Raw genomic sequence first — 15,493 nt, 5'->3', positions numbered from 1 at the left:
GGCTTCGCCGACACCTGGCCGAGGCGAGTCCTCGCAGGTCACGCGGGACGGCGTGGGGTCGCCTCACCCGCCGCCGGTCAAAGACTGGCGCGTCGACAGTGAGGACGACGTCCGCTCAGTCGGACTGCTTCTCCATGTGGTCCGAGACGCGCTGGGAGAGCCGAGCGAACGTGCTGAGCTGGTTCGGGGTGAGGGCGTCGACGAACAGACGGCGCACGTGCTCGACGTGGAGGGGAGCGGCCTCCTCGATCGCCTCGTAGCCCGCCGGGGTGGCGACGATGAACGCTCCACGAGCGTCGTCGGGGCACTCCTCCCTGGCCACGAGACCGCGCTTCGCCATCCGCCTGACCTGGTGGGACATGCGGCTCTTCTCCCAGTTCACGAGCTTGGCCAGTTCCAGGAAGCGCATCTTCCCGTCACTGGTCTCGGTGAGGTTGACGAGCACTATGAAGTCGGAGGCGGACATTCCGGAGTCGGCCTGAAGGAGACGGGAGAGCCGCCCGATGAGCGTCTCCTGCATGTGGATGAAGCCGTCCCACGCGGCCTTCTCGTCCGCATCCAGCCAGCGTGGCGTCTCGTTCATGCGCGCAGTTTAACGAAGAAGTTGACGCCTCATCCACATGAAAACGGCGGAGGGGAGACCCCTCCGCGCGTCGACGACCGCCGTGACCTGCCGGTTCAGGCCCCGCCCCACCGGAGGGGGTCGTCCTCCAGCGCGGAGCGGTCCCAGTGCCCACGATCCGCGGCGGCCTCGTAGGTGGTGCGGAGGAACTCGGCGACCGCGCGGTCGGGGTCGGGTGCGGCGCGGGCCACCTCGTAGGGGAGCAGGAACTGCTGGAACTCGGTGCTGAAGTACGCGCCCTCGGGGCCGACCGGCTGATCGGCGAACCCGTCGGGGGCCGGGTAGGCGTACGAGTAGAAGGCGCCCTCCTCGCCACCACCGGGCCAGAACCCGCAGCTGGACAGTTCCCGGGAGTAGCCCTCGACCATGACCCAGTCCCCGCAGTTGGGCGCTCCGCCCGGATGCGGAGGAGCCGACCGTCCGGAGAAACGGGTGCAGGCGAGGTCCATCCCTCCCCAGAAGAAGTGCACCGGGCTGACCTTTCCGACGAAGTGCGACCGGAACTCACCGATCACGCGGTTCGCCTGCAACAGCTGGCGCCAGAAGAGGTGGGCCGCCTCGGCGTCGTAGGAGGCGTGCTCGTGGTCCTCGGCGAAGGGGATCGCCGGGTCGACCTCGTTGGGGTGCGGGCGGATCGGTGCCTCGATCCCGAGTCGGCCGAGCGCGTCCAGGATCCGGGAGTAGAACTCGGCGACCGGCATCGGCCGCAGCGGGAAGCTCCCCGCGCCGCCGTCGCTGCTGCGGACCTCGAGCTGGTGCCCGACGAAGTCGAACTCGATCTCGAAGGCCCCACCGCGGTACGGGATGGCCGACGTCGTCAACCCGCGCGGGCTGGCATAGAGGGTCACCTGCCACCAGTGGTTGACCAGCGGAGCGTGGGCCATGCGGATCTTGCCCACGATCTGGGTCCACATGTGCAGGGTGTCCCGGGTGGGGGTCCAGTCCGAGACCCGCAGGCCGGGCCAGTTCGTCTCTGATGTGAGGGTCATCGTTTCTCGCTTCCGTCGCTGCGCCACCCGGAGGAGTGGTTGACGCATCATCCGCATAGTAGATGACGCATCAACATATTGGGCGGAGGGCGCACCTCGGCGACCGACCGAAACCCAGGATGGTTGACGCGTCATCCAATGGTGCTAATTTAGATGACGCGTCACCTAAATCGGCGGGCTTGTCGTCACTCCCGCGCGCTCTCGCGCGCACCCCTGGCGCCTGCGCGGAGATGGACGGTACCCCCGACCGACCCCCCGGATCACCCCTGGAAGGGACCCCCTGTGAGCACCAAGGCCAAGAACGGACTGCAGGCACTGCTGACCCCGGAGGAGAGCGTTCTCGTCCTGATCGACCACCAGCCGTTCCAGTTCGCCAACCTGAACAGCCACGAACCGTCGATGGTCGTCAACAACGCCGTCGCCCTGGCCAAGGCCGCCAAGGCGTTCGACGTTCCGACCATCCTGACGACCGTGCTGGAGGAGCGCGGCGGCTACCTCATCAAGGGGCTTCGGGACGTGTTCCCGGAGCAGAAGCCGATCGACCGCACATTCATCAACACCTGGCAAGACGAGCGCGTCGTTGACGCCGTCCGGGCGACCGGCAGGAAGAAGCTGGTCATCGCCGGTCTCTGGACCGAGATCTGCCTGGCCATGCCCGCGATCCAGGCGGCGGGCGAGGGCTACGAGGTCTTCGCCGTCACCGACGCTTCGGGCGGCGCCTCGGTGGAGTCCCACGACATGGCCGTGCGGCGCATGGTCCAGGCCGGCGTGGTGCCGATCACCTGGCTGGCCGTGGCGGGCGAGTGGCAGCGCGACTGGGCCCGCGAGGAGACCGTGTCCGCCATGACCGGAATCCTGGAGCAGCACGGTGGCGCCACCGGCGTCGCCTTCGCCTGGGAGACCCAACTGTTGAGCTCCCGCGCCGGAGCCTGACGCTCCAACACGGCACCGATCGGGACGGATCGTCGGCAGGTCCGGCGACCCGTCCCACCTCGGATCCCGCGCGTGAACGAGTCCGAGCACCAAGCCGATCGGGTGGTCAACCGCCCGGCCGATCCATCAAGGAGGAGGACCCATGGCGGTCAAGGTGAACGACGTGCCCGAGGCCAAGCGCTACGAGGCCCGCGTCGACGGAGAGTCCGGGGTCGCTGGCATCGCGGGGTACATCCGCACGTCGGAACTCGTCGCGTTCGTGCACACCGAGGTCGCTCCAGAGTACGAGGGACGCGGGGTCGGGTCCGCGCTGGTCCGCACGGCCCTCGACGAGGCACGGTCCGCACGCCTGCGGGTGCTGGCGACCTGCCCCTTCTTCGCGGGCTGGATCGCCCGTCACCCCGAGTACCAGGACCTGCTCTACCAGTCCCGGAGCAGCGTCACTGACTGAGCTCGGACACGGCGCAGGGATCATCGCCGAGAGGTGGTCGGCCGCTCCTGGAGCTCGCACCGGCGCCCCTGGCCGAACGCCGCAGGGCGCCGGATACTCAGGCCCATGCCACAAAAGAAGCCGTCCGAGCTGCTTTCGCAGTTCGGGCGGCTTCTCCGCTGTCTCAGGGTGGTGCACTCGGGAGGACTCGAACCCCCGACCTCTGTTCCGCCGAGGCATGCGTCGACCTGTCGACAAGCCGACAGATCCGCTTGTGACCTGTGAGCCCCGGCAGCATCCCACTGCTCCTGCGGCTCCGCGGAGCCATCCGCGCTGACTCCGGGACCTGGAGTCTGGATCAGCCAGGGCTTGGCACGTGGACCACATGAACAGGCGGCCACGTCCTCGGCGACGGATCCTGTTCCGATGTTCCTCAACCCCCGAGTGGCCAGCGTCGCGACGCCAGAATATGGCCGATCGGGCAGTTTTCTATCCAAGCGGCCAATATAAGCCTGATTCGCTTGGTTCGTCGCGGTCCGTCTGCTGCACTGAAGATCGGGAGCGCGGTGCTCCCAGCTTCCACTCCGAGCAAAACCATGGGGCCATAGCTAACGCGGCGGGAGACCCGACACCTGGAGACGAACTTGCACTCAGGAAGGCCTGTTCGGCGTTTCCTCCCCTTCTGCTTGAGGGCTCACGAGCCAGTGTAAGAGTTCACTTGGGAACAATAGATCATTCGTCCCCCGCAAGCAGACGGAATACTTCCATTACACGACTCCCCTGCCCGATGCTCTGTCGCCTCAACCTGGAACACATCGACGACCTTTGAATAAGAAAGAGGCTACTCATGAACTCAGTGAAGAGAGTTGCACTGATCGCCGCAATCGCCTCCATGTGCGTAGCTGGTGCGGCAAGTTCGGCCGGGGCGAATGACGGAGCGCAGACCAGGGCCGCGTACCCGAGCGAATGCCAGTACGAGAACATGGGCTCCTGGGGCGGTCGTGCACTGTGCAAGAAGTCGAATGGCGGTTCCTTCAGGGCCGTCGTGCACTGCGAGAGTGTGACGACAGGGCGTGTACAAGGCTTCTTCGGCCCGTGGACGAAAACCGGAACCTCCACCGCCTATTGCCACGGAGACGGAAAGGCTCTCTTCACGGGTGTTGATCTCTCCGCACGAGACAACACCTGAGCCACGATAGAGAATGAGACGAGAGTTCGATATGAAGAAATATCTCCGTGGGCCCCTTGCGGCAGCAGCCATGACCCTGGGTATCCTCGCTACATCCACGGCCCCGGCTACCGCCGATCAGGTTGAATCGGCCGCCTCCTGGCCGAGCAACTGCACCTTCGAAAGGTTTATCGACCGGTACGCGGGCGTCGGGACCAAAGCAATCTGCAAATCAGGCGGGGGACAGTACCGGGCTGCCGTGATTTGCCGACCAGTCCTCGAGGGGTCCGACGTGACCCGCCTGTCTCCGGTCTGGAGAAACTCAGGAAGCGGGACGTACTCCTACGTTTACTGCCCACCGGAGACCGTGTATTCAAGCTCAGGTATCGAGAAACGAGCAGGCTAAGGCCCCCTAAGCCACGGCGCTCCATTCTGAAATGAGAGTGGAGCGCCCATTTTCGACTGCACATCACAGGTGAGCGCACGAGGGACTTCTGGGTGAGGTGAGTGCACCGACGGCGACGAGGACGACCAGACGCGCGGAGCCACGAGTTCTGAGGGATTCTGAGCCCGCATGGAGCACACGCACCGACAGGCGCCCGCAAGTGACGGGAGTCATGGTTGACCTGATGCGCTCCAGGCTGCCAGACCCCCGAGCCCCGGCCCCTGATCCACGTGTGTTCCACAGCCGTCCGCAAGCGACCGGATTCAACGTGCTCAGGCGGAGGTTCACCCAGGCCACAAAAGAAGCCGCCCGCCCTGGTTTCCCAGGTCGGGCGGCTTCTTCACTGTCTCAAGGTGGTGCACTCGGGAGGACTCGAACCCCCAACCTTCTGATCCGTAGTCAGATGCTCTATCCATTGAGCTACGAGTGCAGGTCTTCAGTTGTGTGTCGCCCGGTTGAGCTGGGCTCTCCCTTGCGACGTCTCTGACTCTATCACGGTGCTGGAGTGCCTTTGCGCCGTTTTTCGGTGTGACCCGGGCCATGGGGCGCCGACGCGCGGTCGGCGCCCCACAGGTGCCTACTGGCTCTCCTCCAAGGAGGCCGCCCACAGCTCGAGGGCCGTGTCGATCTGCTCGCCGTTGACCACGAGGGCCGGGATGAAGCGGACCACGTTGCCAGCCGGGCCGCAGGTGAGCAGCAACAGCCCGTTCCGGGAGGCGGCCTGCTGGGCTCGCTGCGCCGCGTCGCCGTCGGGTGTCCCGTCGGCCCTGACGAACTCGTTGGCACGCATCAGGCCGCGCCCGCGGACGTCGCCGATGCCCGCGTGGGACTCGGCGATCTTGGCCAGGCCCTGCTGGAGCCGCTCGCCCTGGCGGGCCGCGTTCTCCACCAGGTTCTCCTCCTGGATGACGTCCAGGGTGGCCAGAGCCGCAGCGCAGGACACCGCGTTGCCGCCGTAGGTGCCGCCCTGGGAACCCGGCCAGGCCTTGTCCATGATCGCGGCCGGGGCGGCGATCGCGGACAGCGGGAAGCCACTGGCCAGGCCCTTCGCGGTGATGACGATGTCCGGGCGCACACCGGAGGGCTCGTGCCCCCAGAACGTGCCGGTGCGGCCGAAGCCGGTCTGGACCTCGTCCATGACCAGCAGGAACCCGTGCCTGTCGGCGCGCTCCCGCAGCCCCTGGAGGAAGGCGTCCGGGACGGGCACGTAGCCGCCCTCACCGAGCACGGGCTCGATGAACGCGGCGGCGGTGTCCTGCGGGGAGGTCACCGTCGCGAACTGGTAGTCGAGCTCGCGCAGCGCGTACGCCACCGCTTCTTCCTCGGTCATCCCGAGCCGGTAGGCGTACGGGAAGGGCGAGACCACCACACCGGGAACGAGCGGGCCGATCCCCGCGCGGATCTTCACCCCGGACGTGGTGAGCGAGGCGGCGCCCATCGTGCGCCCGTGGAAGGAACCCTGGAAGACCACGGCGTTCTGACGGCCGGTGGCCTGGCGGGCCAGGCGCAGCGCCGCCTCCACCGCCTCACTGCCCGAGTTCACGTAGAACAGGCGGTCGATCCCCTCGGGCAGCACCTCTCCGAGACGTTCGGTGAGTCGCAGCAGGGGCCGGTGCATCACGGTGGTGTACTGGCCGTGGATCAGCGTCGCGACCTGCTCCTGTGCGGCGGCCACCACCCTGGGGTGGCAGTGCCCGGTGCTGGTCACGCCGATGCCGGCGGTGAAATCGAGGAAACGACGGTCGTCCTCGTCGTAGATGTAGACACCCTCGCCTCGCGCCGCGACGACCGGTGTCGCCTGCTTGAGAACCGGGGAGAGCTCCGCCATGCGGTGGCCTCAATTCCTTGTGTCGAGTTCCGTAGGATTGTTGACAATCGACGCTGCTATGGAAACATCCGGGGCGCGGCGGTGTCCAGCGGACGCACGTCGGGCAGTTCTGACCACAGGCCGTCCCATGCCGGGGCGGCCCGTCGACGGAGGAGAGAACATGTCGGATCGCGAAGCACGGGTCGTCGCACAGGTGGACAAGAAACTTTTCCTCGGCGGGAATTGGCGGGACGCCTCCTCCGGCGCGACCTTCGAGGTCGAGGACCCGTCCACCCGCAAGGTGCTGTGCGACGTCGCGGACGCGGGCCGGGAGGACGCCATGGAGGCCCTGGACGCCGCGGCGCGGGCCCAGCCGGGGTGGGCCAGGGTCGCGCCCCGCGAGCGCGGTGAGATCCTCCACAGGAGCTTCGAGCTGCTCATGGAGCGGCAGGAGGAGCTCGCCGTCCTCATGACCCTCGAGATGGGCAAGCCGCTGGCCGAGGCGCGGGGCGAGATCGCCTACGCCGCCGAGTTCTTCCGCTGGTTCTCCGAGGAGGCCGTGCGGATCGAGGGCGGGTTCGCCACCTCGCCGGACGGCAAGTCGCGCTTCCTGATCATGCGCCAGCCCGTGGGCCCCTGCATGCTCATCACCCCCTGGAACTTCCCCATGGCGATGGGCACCCGCAAGATCGGCCCGGCCATCGCCTCCGGGTGCACGATGATCCTCAAGCCCGCCCACCAGACGCCGCTCTCGGCGCTGGCGCTGGCCGGGATCCTCACGGAGGCGGGGCTCCCGGAGGGCGTGCTCAGCGTCCTGCCCACCTCCGACCCCGGTGCGATCACCGGGCCCCTGTTGGCGGACGGCCGCATCCGCAAGCTGTCCTTCACCGGTTCCACCGCGGTCGGCCGCAAGCTCCTGGAGCAGAGCGCGCCCCAGGTCCTGCGCACCTCCATGGAGCTGGGCGGAAACGCGCCGTTCCTGGTGTTCGACGACGCCGACATGGACGCGGCGGTCGACGGGGCGATGCTCGCCAAGATGCGCAACATCGGTGAGGCCTGCACGGCCGCCAACCGGATCTACGCGCAGTCCGGGATCGCGGAGGAGTTCTCCCGGCGGCTCAGCGAGCGCATGGGCGCGCTCCGGCTGGGCCGGGGTCTGGACGACGGCGCGGACGTGGGCCCGCTGATCGACGACAAGGCCCGCGACAAGGTCCAGGGGCTGGTGGACGACGCCGTGCGGCGGGGCGCGCGCGTGCTCGTCGGCGGCGGACCCGGCGACGGCCCGGGGCACTTCTACCAGCCGACCGTGCTGGCCGACGTTCCGTTCGCGGCGGAGCTGTCCAACACCGAGATCTTCGGTCCGGTGGCCCCGGTGCTGACCTTCGAGACGGAGGAGGAGGCGGTCCGAGCCGCCAACGACACCGAGTTCGGCCTGGTCAGCTACCTGTACACCCAGGACCTGAACCGGGCGATGCGGGTCAGCGAGGCCCTGGAGACCGGCATGGTCGGCCTCAACCAGGGTGTGGTGTCCAACCCGGCGGCACCGTTCGGCGGGGTCAAGCACTCGGGGCTGGGCCGCGAGGGCGGCCGTGTGGGCATCGACGAGTTCCTGGACACCAAGTACGTGGGGATCGGCGGGCTCGTCTGACCCACGCGTGGGTCCGGCCGGTTCGGGCGGGCCCACGCGGTGTCAGCCCCGGTGCCGTTTTCCGGCGCCGGGGTTGCCCGTGGGGACGCGGGGCGGCCCCTGGCGTCGGAACGGCGCTCCCGGCCGTCGACGTGTCGCCCCTCCCACGGGCCCGTCGCGGCCTGGACGGCGGGTCGGCACGGGCGCAGCGAGCCGTCCGTCGCGAGGAGCCGACGGACGCGGCGCGTGCTTCCGCCTCCGGGCTCCGGTGCTGGCCGTCAGGACCCGGCGCCGGTCTCCGCGTTGATCCGGGCGACGGTGTCGACCATGTGGGACTCGATCAGCGTGAGCAGCCGCTCCTCCTCACCGTCCACGATCGCGTCCAGGATCCTGCGGTGCTCGTCGAGGAGCTCCTGGGGTTCGGGGTAGACGGCCTGCATCACGGTCAGGCACATACGGGTCTCCACGAGGAGCGTCTGGGCCATGCGCTCCAGGCGCGAGTTGCCCGAGCAGCTGACCAGGGTCCGGTGGAACTCCTGGTCGGCGTCGCTCATGGCGGTCCGGTCCGCGCTGGCGGCGGCCTCCGCCAGCCGGTCCACGGCGGGGGTGAGGCGGGCCAGGGCCTCCCCCCGGTTGCCCCGCATGATCAGCTCGCAGGCGGTCCGCTCCACCGCGAGCCGGGCCACGTAGACGTCGCGGACGTCGTCGGGGGTCAGCTCGCGCACGAACAGGCCCCTGTGCCGTTCACTGCGCAGCAGCCCCTCCTGGACCAGGCGCTGCATGGCCTCGCGGAGCGGCCCCCGGCTCACGCCCAGTCTCCCCGCCAGGTCGGCCTCGCCGAGCTGGTCCCCGGGTGCGAGGGAGCCGTACATGATCGCCGACCTCAGCTGGTCGGCGATCAGCTCGGCGGTGGAACGCCTGGGGACGGGTCTGAGCTGGCCGGGGGCTGACATGGTGTTCCCTTCTGAACGACGGTACAAAGGTGATGAACCGGGCGTGGGTTGGCCCTGAGGCTAACCGGCCCCGAAGGCACTCCTGACCACGGAGGCTCCCGAACGGAAGAGCGTCCCGGGGCCGGACCGGGCCTCGCACTGGCCGGCGAGCCGGAGGCCCTCCCAGACGCTGACCTGGTTGGCGGTGAGCACCGTCTTGCCCAGCAGCGCCTCCATCGGTTCGATGAGGTCGGCGCTGTGCAGGGCGGTGTCCGGGACCAGGACCGCCTCGGCCCTGGGGTGGTCGTTGGAGATGACGAAGTCGAGCGCGTCGTCGGGGTCGAGGTAGCCGACCTCGGCGGCCGTGGCGATCCCGTGACTGGCCAGGGACATCACCTCCACCCCCGCGTCGGTGAGGAACTCCACGAAGCGCTGGGCGACGTCGTCCGGGTAGGTGGCGGCGATGGCGACCCGGGACGCGCGCAGCTGGCTGAGGGCGTGCACGAACGCGAACGACGTGCTCGAACTCGGGACGCCCGTCACCTCCTGCACGCCCTGGACCTGGCGCCGGGCACCCTCCCAGCCGAACACGAAACTGCCGCTCGTGCAGGCCCAGACGGCGGAGTCGACCCTGAGGCCGCCGAGCTCCTGCGCGCCCTTGGCGAGGACCCCCTCACTGCCCACGTCGAGCAGGGCGTCCACCCGGTGGGCGTCCTCGCGCATGAGCGTGTGCACCACGGGGAGCTCGACGTCCCCGCCGAGGGTGTCGGCGAAGGTCCTGTAGTCGTCCTCGGCGCTGTGACCGGGATAGAGGATTCCTACTCGGGTCATGATTCTCCTTGGCTCGCGGGCGCCTTCCCTGGCGGTCGTTCAGACGGCACTGGGGGCCGTCGCGTCGATCAGCCGCTGTCCGTGCGCGACGGCCCGGCGGTCGGCGGCCCGCAGCAGGTCCCACATGGTGACCTGGTTGGCCGCGATCACCGGCTTGCCCAGTTCCTGTTCCAGGGGCGCGATGATGTCGTAGGTGAGGACGTTGGTGCAGCTGATGAACACGGCCTGGGCGTCGGGGCGGTCCACCTCGTGCACCGCCCGGGCGACCTCGGCGTAGGTGACCCTCCAGATGTGGCTGAGCAGGCCGAGCCCGACGCTGGAGGTGACCCCCACGTCGTGTTCGGCGAGGTAGTCGAGCAGGCGGTCGGTGACGCTGTCCACGTACGGCGTGACCACGGCGATCCGGTCCGCCTCCAGGACCCGCAGGGCGTCGATCAGCGCGCCCGAGGTGGTGACGGCGGCGGGGGCGCCCGCCTCCCGCATGGTTCTTCGCAGCTCACGCTCACCTTCGGCGCCGTGGACGAAGCTGCCCGAGGCGCAGGCGTAGCCGATCGCGAGGGGTTCGGGTGCCATGAGGGCGCGGACCGCCTTGGTCACACCCTTGGCCTTGCTGAGGGCCGCGGCCTGGTCGACCGTCACCGGGATGCGCACGAACGGCAGGCGGGTGATGAGCAGCGAGACGTCGTCCGGAGCCCAGCGCCACAGTTCGCGGTCGAGCGCGAAGTCGTAGGGCGCCACCACGCCGACCCCCGACTGCCAGGGAGTCATGGTGTCCGCCGACAGTTCGACGACCTCGTGCGGCGCGGGTGGTGGAGGCGGAGTGGGGCCTCCCGTGAAGGGGGTCGCGGCGTGGGCCACGGGTACGGGACCGTCCTCGTGGTCCGGTCGGTCTTCTTCGGTCCGCATCGGTCACTCACCTCCCAGTGCTGTTCTCGGTTCGGTCGGCTCGGTCGGTTCGTGGGGCCGGCGCGACCCCGGGGCCTTCTCCTCGGGGCGGGGTCCTCCGCGCGGGCCCGTCAGCGTTCGAGCCGCTCGTACAGGAGGCGCTCGCCGACGCTGCCGGAGCGCCAGACGTCGTTGCAGGCCTCGGCCATGGCGGGCAGGTTCTCCACGACGGTCGCGAACACGTTCCCCGGAACCCAGCCCACGTCGCCGTTGAGCAGCAGGTTGTTGCGCCCGTAGAACAGGGCGAGGTCGATGACGCCGGGCAGGCCCTCGATCCCCTTGTCCTCCTTGAAGGTGCGGTCGAGCATGCCCTCGTCGAAGGAGAAGTAGACGATGTCGCCGGGGATCGGTGTGACGGTGGGGTTCTCCTGGCCCGGTTCCGGGTCGGCGAACCTCGGCACCATCGTGTAGACCTCGTTGCGCGCGTACTTGGCGTGCTGGACGGCGTCGCCCTGCGGGAGGGCGTTCCACACCGCCTCGCAGGTACGGGGTGCGTCCTTGTCGAGCAGTTCCGCCACGCAGGAGACCCCGCGCCTGGCGAGGGTGACGGTCATGTACCTGGGCAAGTGGTGTCCCTTCGACGGCTCTTCTTCCTGCCGGATCCCTCTGTGTCTTGTGGACTGTTGATTGTCGACAATCTTACGATCTACCTACCGAGTACGGCAATAGACACCGGGACGTGCGGGTATGTCGGCAGCGTCGGTGCGGGTGGGCGACACCCCGGGCAGACGTTGGACGTCCCCGCGAAACACGCCGCATAGGCCCGAATCGGGCGTTTTGTGGATTGTTGACAATCCTATGTCGGCTCCCTAGCGTTTCCCGTGCAGGGCGGAACCACCCATCCGACGACAGGATCAGCAAGTCAGAACACCGTCGCAACCGGAAAGCGCGCCCGTGAACAGTTCCACCACCAGCCCGTCCGTGCCCGAACGACCCCGCCTCGTCGTACTCCGAGGCGAGGACCTTCCGCCGGGCCACGAGCGCATCGACGACCACCCGAGGCTCGGCGAGGTCGTCTACGCCACCGCCGACGAACTGTCCGCCACCCTTCCCGGTGCGGACGTCCTGCTCGTGTGGGACCTGTTCACCGAGGCGCTGGCCGACTCCTGGTCCAAGGCCGACTCCCTGAAGTGGGTGCACGCGGCCACCACCGGTGTGGACAACCTGATGTTCCCCGGACTGGTGGAGAGCGACGTCCTCGTCACCAACTCGCGCGGGGTGTTCGACGAGCACATCGCCGAGTACGTCCTGGGTCTGGTCATCTCCTTCGCCAAGGACTTCCAGGGCACCTGGGACCTCCAGCGGGAACGCCAGTGGCGGCACCGCGAGACCGAGCGGGTGGCCGGTCGGCGCGTCCTCGTGGTCGGCACCGGCCCCATCGGCCGCGCGATCGCCCGCAAGCTCACGGCCGTGGGCATGGACGTCCGCGGCTCGGGCAGCCACGCCCGCGACGGCGACCCCGACTTCGGTTCCGTGGCGGAGTCCAGCCTCGCCGAACCCGGCGCCGACGGCGGGCGCACCCTGCTCGACGAGCTCCCCGAGGCCGACTACGTGGTCGTCGCCGCCCCGCTGACCGAGTCCACCCGGGGCCTGGTCGGCCGGGAGTTCCTCGACCTGATGAAACCCACCGCGCGGCTGGTCAACATCGCGCGCGGCCCCATCGTCGTCCAGTCCGACCTGGTCGCCGCCCTGGACAGGGGCGCGATCGCCGGTGCGGCACTGGACGTCTTCGAACGGGAACCGCTCAAGGCCATCAACCCGCTGTGGGGGCTGCCCGGCTCCGTCGTGTCGCCGCACATGTCCGGTGACGTCGTCGGCTGGCGGGAGGACCTGGTGGAGCTGTTCCTGGACAACCTCGCCCGTTACCTGGACGGGCGGGGACCGCGCAACGTCGTGGACAAGAGCCGGGGCTACGTACCCGGCTGACCCCTCGCGTGACTTGGGAGGCTGAAGTGACGATCCGTTCCGACCGGGCCGGGACCGATGACGCTGGTGCGGCCGGTACGGCCGAAGGCTCCGCCGGTGCCGAGACGGGAGCCCCGCGGGGCGTCCCGGCGGCGCGCGCGGGGCAACCCGTGACACCGGCCGACCTGTCCGCCGAACAACTGCTCCACGCCTACTCCACCGGGGAGCTCTCCCCCGTGGAGGCGGTGGACGCGGTACTCGAACGCATCGAGCAGGACAACCCGGCCCTGAACGCGTTCTGCCTGGTCCGCCCCGAGGAGGCGCGCGAGGCGGCCCGCGCCTCCGCCGAGCGGTGGCGGCGCGGCGAGCCCGAGGGACGGTTGGACGGGGTGCCCGCCTCGGTCAAGGACATCCACCTGACGAAGGGGTGGCCCACCCTCAAGGGGTCGGTGACCTCGTCACAGGAGGGGCCGTGGGAGGAGGACTCCCCGGTGGTTGCGCGGATGCGTGAGCAGGGGGCGGTGTTCGTCGGCAAGACCACCACCCCCGAGCTGGCCTGGAAGGGCGTCACCGACAACCCGCTCACCGGGATCACGCGTAACCCGTGGGACCTGTCCACCACGCCGGGCGGCTCCAGCGGGGGTTCGGCGGCGGCGGTGGCGGCCGGAATGGGACCGCTGTCCACCGGGACGGACGGGGGCGGTTCCATCCGCATCCCGGCCAGCTTCGCCGGGATCTGCGGGATCAAGCCCACCTGGGGCCTGGTGCCGCACTTCCCGGCGAGCCCGTTCGGGTCGCTCGCGCACACCGGCCCGATGGCGCGGACCGTGGGCGACATGGCGCTGATGCTGGACGTCGTCTCCGGGTTCGACGCCCGGGACTGGATGGCGATGCCGACCCCGGGCCCCGGCCTGGCCGAGGCGGGACGCGGCACCGAACCGGAGGAGCTGGTCCGCGGGCTGCGGATCGCCTACAGCCCCACCCTGGGCGGGTTGGACGTGGACCCCGAGGTGGCCCGTGCGGTCGCCGACGCGGTGCGGGTGTTCGCCTCGCTGGGCGCCGAGGTGGAGGAGGCCGACCCCGGCCTGCCGGACTCCCTGGAGGAGTTCCACGTGCTCTGGTACTCGGGCGCGGCCAAGGCCACCGAACACCTCACCGACCGGGACCGGGACCTCCAGGACCCCGGCCTGCGGGAGATCATCGAGGAGGGCGTCACCTACTCGGCGCAGGACTACCTGACGGCGATGGCGCTGCGGATGGCGATGGGCGCCCGGATGGGGCGGTTCCACGAGTCCTACGACCTGCTGCTCACCCCCACCATGCCGATCGTGGCCTTCGAGGCCGGTCTGGAGTCCCCGCCGGAGCTGTCCGGGAAGCGGTGGACCTCCTGGGCCGGGTTCAGCTACCCGTTCAACATGACCCAGCAGCCCGCCGCCAGCGTGCCGTGCGGGTTCAGCGAGTCCGGGCTGCCGATCGGCCTCCAGGTGGTGGGCCCCCGGCACTCCGACGACCGCGTGCTCCGTGCCTGCCGCGCCTTCGAGCTGGCCAGCCCCTGGGTGGGGCGTCGGCCGTGACGCGCGGGCACCGGGCCCCGGTTTCGGGGTCCGGTGCCCGGCTCGGTCACGGGAGCCCGGCTCCGGGCTCCGGGCTCCGTGTGACGAGATGGTGACGATGCGGCGACGGTAGTCACACCCGCACCAGCCGTCATCAGGCGCTTTGCTCCCTGAGCCAGCCCTTTGTCCGTTTACGGGACCTTCGCCCGGGGAGTTCGGTGCCTTAAGGCTCCCTCCGGGCCCCCCGTAGGCGTTAACGTCTTCCTCGGAGTGGTGTCATGTGCGCACGGACACGAGACGAGGGAGGTCCGCGATGATCGACGGTGGAGCCGAGGGTGCCCGGAAGCCGATCAGGGTCTTCCTCGTCGACGACCACGAGGTCGTCCGGCGCGGTGTGGCCGCGCTGCTGGAGACCGAGGACGACATGACCGTCGTCGGTGAGGCCGGGACCGCCGAGCAGGCGCTGTCGCGCATCCCCGTGGTCCTGCCCGACGTCGCCGTGCTGGACGTGCGCCTGCCGGGCGGCTCCGGAGTGCAGGTGTGCCGGGAGATCCGGTCCGACCACCCCGGGATCGCCTGCCTGATGCTCACGTCCTTCGCGGACGAGGACGCGCTGTACGACGCCGTCATGGCCGGGGCCGCCGGGTACGTGCTCAAGCAGATCCACGGCGCGGACCTGGTCGGCGCGGTGCGCACGGTCGCGGCCGGCGGCTCCCTGCTGGACTCGGGCAGCACCGGCGCCATGCTGGAGCGTCTGCGCGGCGCCCAAGCCGAGCCGGACCCGCTCGCGGAGCTGACCCCGCAGGAGCGCCAGATCCTCGACCTCATCGGCGAGGGCATGACCAACCGGCAGATCGGCGAGCGGCTGTACCTGGCCGAGAAGACCGTGAAGAACTACGTCTCGGCGCTGCTGGCCAAGCTGGACCTCAAGCGCCGCACCCAGGCGGCGGTGCTCGTCGCCGAGCTGCGCGGCCGCCGCTACTGACTCAAGCCCTCCCGTCCGGACGGCGCGTGCTGCGGAGCCGCCCTGCTACTGGCTCAAGCCCTCCCGTCCGGCAGCGAAGGCCGCGGCGAACCCCCGCTCCCCCAGTGCCGCACGGCCCCCGGCCGTGACGCGGTCTGCGTCGCCCCGTTCGCCCGGAGCAAGCGGCGCACCCACTGACTCGCGGAGCGCGGCCGCCGACCCCAGCAGGGTGGCGCGGCCGTGCTCTCCAGTCAGGGCGTGGGCGCCCGCCAGCCCCGCCAGGGCGAGCGCGACCGACCTCGGGTCGCCCACGGCCCGCGCGAGCCCCCTCACCGTGCGGGG

General features: G+C 69.7%; 14 protein-coding genes and 1 tRNA gene. 6 read left to right on the top strand and 9 right to left on the bottom strand.

Features of this window, described 5'->3' with window-relative positions:
• Positions 1-115 precede the first annotated feature (115 nt).
• Both KBX21_RS11725 and KBX21_RS11720 read right to left on the bottom strand, forming a co-directional pair.
• Positions 116-583, bottom strand: a complete 468-nt coding sequence (locus tag KBX21_RS11725; RefSeq protein WP_049574669.1) for a MarR family winged helix-turn-helix transcriptional regulator — start codon at positions 581-583, stop codon at positions 116-118.
• 95 nt (positions 584-678) lie between these two features.
• Positions 679-1,611 carry a DUF5996 family protein gene (locus KBX21_RS11720; protein ID WP_210841891.1) on the bottom strand — a complete coding sequence of 311 codons (933 nt, stop codon included), beginning with the start codon at positions 1,609-1,611 and terminating at the stop codon, positions 679-681.
• A 282-nt stretch (positions 1,612-1,893) separates the two neighbouring features.
• Between KBX21_RS11720 and KBX21_RS11715 the strand changes: the two genes are divergently transcribed.
• Both KBX21_RS11715 and KBX21_RS11710 read left to right on the top strand, forming a co-directional pair.
• A complete protein-coding gene (locus KBX21_RS11715) occupies positions 1,894-2,544 on the top strand; it encodes a hydrolase (protein WP_049574674.1) in 651 nt (216 codons plus the stop codon).
• A gap of 142 nt (positions 2,545-2,686) precedes the next feature.
• Positions 2,687-2,995 carry a GNAT family N-acetyltransferase gene (locus tag KBX21_RS11710; RefSeq protein WP_049574677.1) on the top strand — a complete coding sequence of 103 codons (309 nt, stop codon included), beginning with the start codon at positions 2,687-2,689 and terminating at the stop codon, positions 2,993-2,995.
• Between the two features lie 1,946 nt (positions 2,996-4,941).
• Here the strand turns inward: KBX21_RS11710 and KBX21_RS11705 are convergent.
• Together KBX21_RS11705 and KBX21_RS11700 are read right to left on the bottom strand one after the other, a co-directional pair.
• Positions 4,942-5,017 (bottom strand) — tRNA-Arg (locus KBX21_RS11705).
• A gap of 147 nt (positions 5,018-5,164) precedes the next feature.
• A complete protein-coding gene (locus tag KBX21_RS11700; RefSeq protein WP_210841890.1) occupies positions 5,165-6,415 on the bottom strand; it encodes an aspartate aminotransferase family protein in 1,251 nt (416 codons plus the stop codon).
• Between the two features lie 160 nt (positions 6,416-6,575).
• On the opposite strand from KBX21_RS11700, the gene KBX21_RS11695 reads away from it, so the two are divergent.
• On the top strand, positions 6,576-8,042 hold the full coding sequence (locus KBX21_RS11695) for an NAD-dependent succinate-semialdehyde dehydrogenase (RefSeq protein WP_210841889.1): 1,467 nt from the start codon (positions 6,576-6,578) through the stop codon (positions 8,040-8,042).
• A gap of 257 nt (positions 8,043-8,299) precedes the next feature.
• On the opposite strand, the gene KBX21_RS11690 is transcribed toward KBX21_RS11695, so the two are convergent.
• From KBX21_RS11690 to KBX21_RS11675, 4 genes are all read right to left on the bottom strand, one after another.
• On the bottom strand, positions 8,300-8,974 hold the full coding sequence (locus KBX21_RS11690) for a GntR family transcriptional regulator (RefSeq protein WP_049574690.1): 675 nt from the start codon (positions 8,972-8,974) through the stop codon (positions 8,300-8,302).
• A gap of 60 nt (positions 8,975-9,034) precedes the next feature.
• On the bottom strand, positions 9,035-9,784 hold the full coding sequence (locus KBX21_RS11685; RefSeq protein WP_049574693.1) for a maleate cis-trans isomerase: 750 nt from the start codon (positions 9,782-9,784) through the stop codon (positions 9,035-9,037).
• 39 nt (positions 9,785-9,823) lie between these two features.
• Positions 9,824-10,690: an Asp/Glu racemase gene (locus tag KBX21_RS11680; protein WP_234004004.1), complete on the bottom strand. Its 867-nt coding sequence runs from the start codon at positions 10,688-10,690 to the stop codon at positions 9,824-9,826.
• Between the two features lie 110 nt (positions 10,691-10,800).
• On the bottom strand, positions 10,801-11,283 hold the full coding sequence (locus tag KBX21_RS11675; protein WP_049574696.1) for a DUF3830 family protein: 483 nt from the start codon (positions 11,281-11,283) through the stop codon (positions 10,801-10,803).
• Between the two features lie 340 nt (positions 11,284-11,623).
• On the opposite strand from KBX21_RS11675, the gene KBX21_RS11670 reads away from it, so the two are divergent.
• From KBX21_RS11670 to KBX21_RS11660, 3 genes are all read left to right on the top strand, one after another.
• Positions 11,624-12,655, top strand: coding sequence for a D-2-hydroxyacid dehydrogenase (locus tag KBX21_RS11670; protein ID WP_049574698.1), 1,032 nt, complete (start codon positions 11,624-11,626; stop codon positions 12,653-12,655).
• Between the two features lie 26 nt (positions 12,656-12,681).
• Positions 12,682-14,208, top strand: coding sequence for an amidase (locus KBX21_RS11665; RefSeq protein ID WP_049574701.1), 1,527 nt, complete (start codon positions 12,682-12,684; stop codon positions 14,206-14,208).
• A 292-nt stretch (positions 14,209-14,500) separates the two neighbouring features.
• Positions 14,501-15,172 (top strand): response regulator transcription factor, encoded by a 672-nt coding sequence (locus KBX21_RS11660; RefSeq protein ID WP_049574704.1) that lies wholly within the window; start codon positions 14,501-14,503, stop codon positions 15,170-15,172.
• Between the two features lie 45 nt (positions 15,173-15,217).
• Here the strand turns inward: KBX21_RS11660 and KBX21_RS11655 are convergent, their stop codons facing one another.
• Positions 15,218-15,463, bottom strand: coding sequence for a hypothetical protein (locus KBX21_RS11655; protein ID WP_210841888.1), 246 nt, complete (start codon positions 15,461-15,463; stop codon positions 15,218-15,220).
• Positions 15,464-15,493 lie beyond the last annotated feature (30 nt).

Source organism: Nocardiopsis sp. B62, assembly GCF_018070675.1.
GTDB classification, from domain to species: Bacteria; Actinomycetota; Actinomycetes; order Streptosporangiales; family Streptosporangiaceae; genus Nocardiopsis; species Nocardiopsis prasina.
The sequence above is the reverse complement of the archived record's forward strand: the minus strand, read 5'-3'. Positions and strand labels throughout refer to the sequence as shown.

Bases quoted from the DNA above. Each gene is read 5' to 3' on its own strand.
- KBX21_RS11675 (WP_049574696.1), bottom strand. From the start codon at position 11,283: ATGACCGTCACCCTCGCCAGGCGCGGGGTCTCCTGCGTGGCGGAACTG.
- KBX21_RS11685 (WP_049574693.1), bottom strand. From the start codon at position 9,784: ATGACCCGAGTAGGAATCCTCTATCCCGGTCACAGCGCCGAGGACGAC.
- KBX21_RS11680 (WP_234004004.1), bottom strand. From the start codon at position 10,690: ATGCGGACCGAAGAAGACCGACCGGACCACGAGGACGGTCCCGTACCC.
- KBX21_RS11725 (WP_049574669.1), bottom strand. From the start codon at position 583: ATGAACGAGACGCCACGCTGGCTGGATGCGGACGAGAAGGCCGCGTGG.
- KBX21_RS11710 (WP_049574677.1), top strand. From the start codon at position 2,687: ATGGCGGTCAAGGTGAACGACGTGCCCGAGGCCAAGCGCTACGAGGCC.
- KBX21_RS11690 (WP_049574690.1), bottom strand. From the start codon at position 8,974: ATGTCAGCCCCCGGCCAGCTCAGACCCGTCCCCAGGCGTTCCACCGCC.
- KBX21_RS11660 (WP_049574704.1), top strand. From the start codon at position 14,501: ATGATCGACGGTGGAGCCGAGGGTGCCCGGAAGCCGATCAGGGTCTTC.
- KBX21_RS11720 (WP_210841891.1), bottom strand. From the start codon at position 1,611: ATGACCCTCACATCAGAGACGAACTGGCCCGGCCTGCGGGTCTCGGAC.
- KBX21_RS11700 (WP_210841890.1), bottom strand. From the start codon at position 6,415: ATGGCGGAGCTCTCCCCGGTTCTCAAGCAGGCGACACCGGTCGTCGCG.
- KBX21_RS11695 (WP_210841889.1), top strand. From the start codon at position 6,576: ATGTCGGATCGCGAAGCACGGGTCGTCGCACAGGTGGACAAGAAACTT.